Annotated in this window: 4 protein-coding genes; 1 reads left to right on the top strand and 3 read right to left on the bottom strand. The window is 70.9% G+C overall.

The genetic code is table 11. From position 1 onward, the window contains the following. Window positions 1-9 precede the first annotated feature (9 nt). From AOK23_RS36025 to AOK23_RS36015, 3 genes are all read right to left on the bottom strand, one after another. The gene (locus AOK23_RS36025) at window positions 10-252 is read right to left on the bottom strand and encodes a DUF5302 domain-containing protein (protein WP_055716729.1); all 243 of its coding nucleotides are present in this window, start codon (window positions 250-252) and stop codon (window positions 10-12) included. Between the two features lie 94 nt (window positions 253-346). Further along, window positions 347-1765 carry a DEAD/DEAH box helicase gene (locus AOK23_RS36020; protein ID WP_055716728.1) on the bottom strand — a complete coding sequence of 473 codons (1419 nt, stop codon included), beginning with the start codon at window positions 1763-1765 and terminating at the stop codon, window positions 347-349. A gap of 245 nt (window positions 1766-2010) precedes the next feature. Next, window positions 2011-3192, bottom strand: a complete 1182-nt coding sequence (locus AOK23_RS36015; protein WP_240496715.1) for a non-reducing end alpha-L-arabinofuranosidase family hydrolase — start codon at window positions 3190-3192, stop codon at window positions 2011-2013. A gap of 488 nt (window positions 3193-3680) precedes the next feature. On the opposite strand from AOK23_RS36015, the gene AOK23_RS36010 reads away from it, so the two are divergent. After that, the coding region (locus AOK23_RS36010; protein WP_169800371.1) for a nitrate- and nitrite sensing domain-containing protein at window positions 3681-4997 on the top strand (1317 nt) is incomplete at its 3' end.

Genomic DNA, 4997 nt, shown 5'->3' with positions numbered 1-4997 from the left:
GCGCGGGAGTCAGCCTCCGCTCTTGCGCCGGAACGACCGCTGGCCGGCAGCCGGGCCGTGTGCCGCGCGCACCTTCGACGCATCCGAGTTGGCCGCGACATCGGCGGCGTCCGCCTGCGCGCCGCGCTTGCGCGCCAGGGCCTCGCGGAACTTGCGCTTGAGGTCGTAGTTGCCGTCGCTGTCCGGCGCCAGAGGGGACGTCTCGGCGGCTGTCGGCTCCGAACCTTCCGTCGATACGGGCTCTGCGGTCATGGTGACCTCCTGGTTCGGGGATGGGCAGGCACAGCTTGTCATGCCGGGCACGGTGCGTAAGCCGCCACCGTCATCGTGCTCGTGTTTCGGTCTCTCAGCCGTTGCGACGCACGAGGGCTGCCTTGCGGGCCTCGGCCAGCTTGTGGGCCTCGCCGGCCTTCCGGGACCTGCTGGCGCCGCGGGAGGTGTCCTTGCTGGTGCCGAGGCCACGGAAGGGTGCGTTGGTGTTCTTGGGGCGGGGGACGGCGGGCCCGCCGTCGAGGGGCGTCCCGGAAGGTGCCTTCGCGCCGGTGATCCGGCTCAGCTCCGCCTCCCCCGAGCGCACCTTGGTGACGGTCGCCTCGATGCCCGCCCCGGCCATCATCCGGCTCACCTCACGGCGCTGGCCCGACAGGACGAGCGTGACCACGCTGCCGGACTCGCCGGCGCGGGCGGTGCGGCCCGCCCGGTGCACATAGTCCTTGGGGTCGGTGGGCGGATCGACGTTGACCACGAGATCGAGGTCGTCGACGTGCAGGCCGCGCGCCGCGACATTGGTCGCCACCAGAACCGTGATCCGGCCGTCCTTGAACTGCGCCAGCGTCCCGGTGCGCTGGGGCTGCGACTTGCCGCTGTGCAGCGCCCCGGCGCGCACCCCGCTCGCCCGCAGATGCCGGGTGAGCTGGTCGACGGCGTGCTTGGTGTCGAGGAACAGCAGGACGCGGCCGTCACGGGCGGCGATCTCCGTGGTGACGGCGTAGCGGTCGGGGCCGTGGACGACCAGGACGTGGTGCTCCATCGTCGTGACCGCGCCCGCGGACGGGTCGACCGAGTGGACGACGGGGTCACGGAGGTAGCCGCGGACCAGCTGATCGACGTCGCCGTCCAACGTGGCCGAGAACAGCATGCGCTGGCCGTCGGGGTGCACCTGGTCGAGGGCGTCGACGACCTGCGGCAGGAATCCCAGGTCGCACATCTGGTCGGCCTCGTCCAGCACCGTGATCCTCACCCGTCCCAGACGGCAGGCCTTGCGCTCGATCAGGTCGTGCAGGCGTCCGGGGGTGGCGACGACCACCTCCGCGCCCTGGCGCAGCGCGGCGATCTGCCGGCCGATCGACAGGCCGCCGACGACCGTGGCCATCCGCAGCCGCAGTGCCTCGGCGTACGGGGCCAGCGCCTCGGTGACCTGCTCGGCCAGCTCCCGGGTGGGCACGAGGACGAGCGCGTGCGGTTGCTTCGGTTCGGCGCGCCGTCCGGCCGTACGGGTCAGCAGCGGCAGACCGAAGGCGAGCGTCTTGCCCGAGCCGGTGCGCCCGCGCCCCAGGACGTCGCGCCCTTGCAGCGCGTCGGGCAGGGTGGCGGCCTGGATGGGGAAGGGTTCACGTACGCCGAGTCGGGTCAGGGTCCGCAGCACCTCCGCCGGCAGTCCCGCACCGGCGAAGGAGACGGCCGGGGGCGCCGGCTCCGGGGTCGCCGTGGCCGCGGGCCGGTCGGAACCGCCGTGAGCCGTGCCGGAGTCATCGGGATGCTTCATGAACTGCCTTCCGCAGAGGACGTATGGGGAAGGCCCGGCAGGATCGAACGGCCCACGCACCAGTGCCGGCCGAAGCGGAACCACCCACCGCGACGACCACGCAAACGCATGACGCTAACACACGGCACCGGCGGTCCCTTGGCCGCCGACGACCACACCCCGTCGCTCCGCACCCCCACGCGAAGGTGCCTGACGTGGGAGAACCCCGTCAGGCACCCGTTGGTCGGCTTCCCGGATCAGGCCGGTCAGCGCTGCAGCGTGAGGACGCCCGGCCGGTACGGCAGGAGGTTGTAGGGACCGCCCGCGTTGGGGGCCTTGCCCTGGTAGAGAAGCTGCAGGTTGCAGGGGTCGACGGTCATGGTCTGGTCGGGGTTGTTGCGGATCAGGTCACCGTGGCTGATGTCGTTGGTCCAGCCGGCGCCGCTGTTGGCCTTGCCCGCGAAGGGCCTGCTCTCGCTGGCGGCCTGCGGGGTCCACGAACCGCTGAGGCTGGAGGAGGTGAAGGAGCGGAAGTAGCGCCCGTTCGCCCCCATGGCCTCGACGATCATGAGGTACTGGTTCTGGTCCTGGAGCTTGTAGACCTGCGGCGCCTCGAACAGGTTGGCCTTGGTGTCGCTCATGATCGTCGTGTACGACGACCCGAAGTTGCCCGGGAAGTTCCCGATCGGCATGCTCGCCCGGTAGATCTTGCCGTTGTCACCGGCGAAGAACAGGTACATGTTCTGACCGTCGGCGATCAGCGTCTGGTCGATCGGACCGGTGTCGGAGCCGGAGATACGGCCGGTGAACAGTGGCTGCGGAGCGGACCAGCCGTTGGGGTTGGTCGGGTCGCTGGACGTGCGGTAGATGAACGGCCACGCACCCCACTGGTACGCCAGCACCCAGACCCGCTTGGGCGCGAAGTAGAACAGCGTGGGCGCCACCGTGGCCTGGCTCATGCCGTTCTGGCGGGTCGAGCCCATGTCCGACCAGTTCGTGAAGGGGGTGAACATCATCGAGCCCCACGACGATCCGGAGAAGTTCGACCCGTAGACCAGGTGCTTGCCGTTGTACATCACGTGGGTGAAGTCCTTCAGCGAGGCCCACCCGTTCGACGGCTGTGCCAGCGCACCCGTCGACGACCACCGGTACGTCGACGGGAGGGCACAGGCGGCGCTGGTGGCGGCCTGAGCCGGGTTGGCGACGAGCGACGCCGCCGAGATCAGGGCCGCGGTCGCGGCGGCCAGCACCACAGACAGACGCTTGCGGCTGAACGTTCCTTTGCGCATGACGACCTCTCGATTCTGGGGTGAACGGTTCCCGGCCGGCCCTGTCGGAGAGGCGGCCGGACTGTCGATGCGGTGCGGCTGACGGCGGTCCGCGAGCACGGGGGCGACCGGGGTCCCCGTGGCTCTGTGCGATCCACCTCGCCGGAGTGACGAGGGCATGACATACGCATGAGCGACGTACTCCTTGCGGCTCGAACTGTTTCGATGGGGCGCGGCCCGCAGGTGCCCCGCCGCCCGAGCGGAACAGCCTGTGACCTGTACGCGATTTCGAACAAGGGGCGGAGTGTCGACCAATTCGGATCATAGAGAGCCGGTGAACGGCGTCAATACCTCTCGCAAGATTCGGTACCCACTCCGAAATATTTCGACGGAGAAGGGGCGGTCCGTGCGCATACGAGGGCGCCCGAGGTTGCGAATCAGCCAGAGCAAAGCATCGGCCGGCCCAGAGGAAGTCCGGAAAGGCGCGTTCGAAGGGCCCGCCAAAGGCGTAAGTCAAGGTGGAACGTGCCCTGCTGGGTTCCCCGGGTGCCCCGCGCGCCGACGCCGAGAGGTGAGGGTTTCGAATGAGGCGAAGCAAACAGATCTTGGCGGCGGCATCGGCACGCGAAGCCTCGGCGCCCCGTGGTGTGCTCCCGCGCCGGTGGCACGTGTCCACGCGGCTGACCGTCATCCTGCTCGTCCCGGTGCTCACCAATCTGGTGCTGGGCGGCATGCAGGTGCAGTCGTCGGTGGAGACCTGGCAGTCGGCCAAGGTCGCGGAGCATGTGGCGCGGATCGTCGCCGCCGGCAGCGCCTACCACTCGGCGCTTCTCGACGAGCGGGATCTGTCCGTGGCTCCCCTGCTCCAGGGCAGACGGGACAGCACGCTGGTGCGGGACGTACGGGCGGTCACCGACCTGCGCGCGGCCGACTTCCGGCGGGAGGTCGCCGCGCTGCCCGCCGGGCACGGCCTGGAGCAGCGGATCAGCCAGGTCGAGCGGGTCTGGCCCCAGCTGGGGGCGCTGCGCGCGCAGGCGTTCACCACGGGTACGGACCCGGTGGCCACCGAGGAGGGCTACGCCGTCCTGGGCCGGCTGATCATCGGGTTGGCCAACGAGTTGGGGTTCGGCATGGAGAACTCCGCGTCGTACGGCCGCATGGTGTACTCCCTCGCCCTGGCGAGGGAGGCCGCGTCTCTCCAGCGGTCGGTCGGCGTGCACCTCATGGTCCGGCCCGGCGACACCGGGCCGCTTCGTGAACAGCAGCTCAACGCGTTCCTGGCGTACCGCCGTCTGGAGACCATCGCGGCCCGGACGTACGGGGCGACCGGGACGGACGTCGCCGTCGGCCGGCTCACCTCCGGCACGGCGCAGCGACAGGCGAAGCGGCCGGCGGGGCACCGTACGGAGCGGGAGACGGAGCGGCTGGAGGGACCCGGACGGCTGGTGCCCGGCGGAGAGCACCGCACGACGGCCGCGGGCCGCAGTCGGGCGGCCTTACCCGGCCTGGAACGGATGGCGGAGCGGATCGCGGCCGGGGAGGGGCCCGCCGTCCTCGCGGCGCAGGGCATCACCCCGGCCACCTGGATGGCCGCCTCGACCCGGAAGTTCGAGGCGTACGGAAAGGTCGAGAAGCAGCTGATCGACGCCGCGGTGGACGAGGCCGCCCACATCGCGGCCGATGCCCGGCGTGCCGCGTTCATCAAGGGCGTCGTCGTCGTGGTGGCCCTGGTCGCCGCGTTCCTCGTCACCGCGCTCATGGCCCGGCAGATGAGCCGCTCGATGCGCCGGCTGCGTAGCGCCGCCCTCACCATCGCGGAGCAGCGGCTGCCCGTTCTGTACGACCAGCTCTCGCGCACCGACCCGGGCCGGGTGGACACGCGGGTGGCGCCGATCCCGATCACCACCACGGACGAGATCGGCGAGGTCGCCCGCGCGTTCGACCAGGTCCACCGCGAGGCCGTGCGGCTCGCCGCCGAGCAGGCC

It is taken from the genome of Streptomyces torulosus (assembly GCF_001419765.1).
GTDB classification, from domain to species: domain Bacteria; phylum Actinomycetota; class Actinomycetes; order Streptomycetales; family Streptomycetaceae; genus Streptomyces; species Streptomyces torulosus.
Note: the sequence above shows the minus strand (reverse complement) of the source record. Positions and strands in the feature narration are given on the sequence as shown.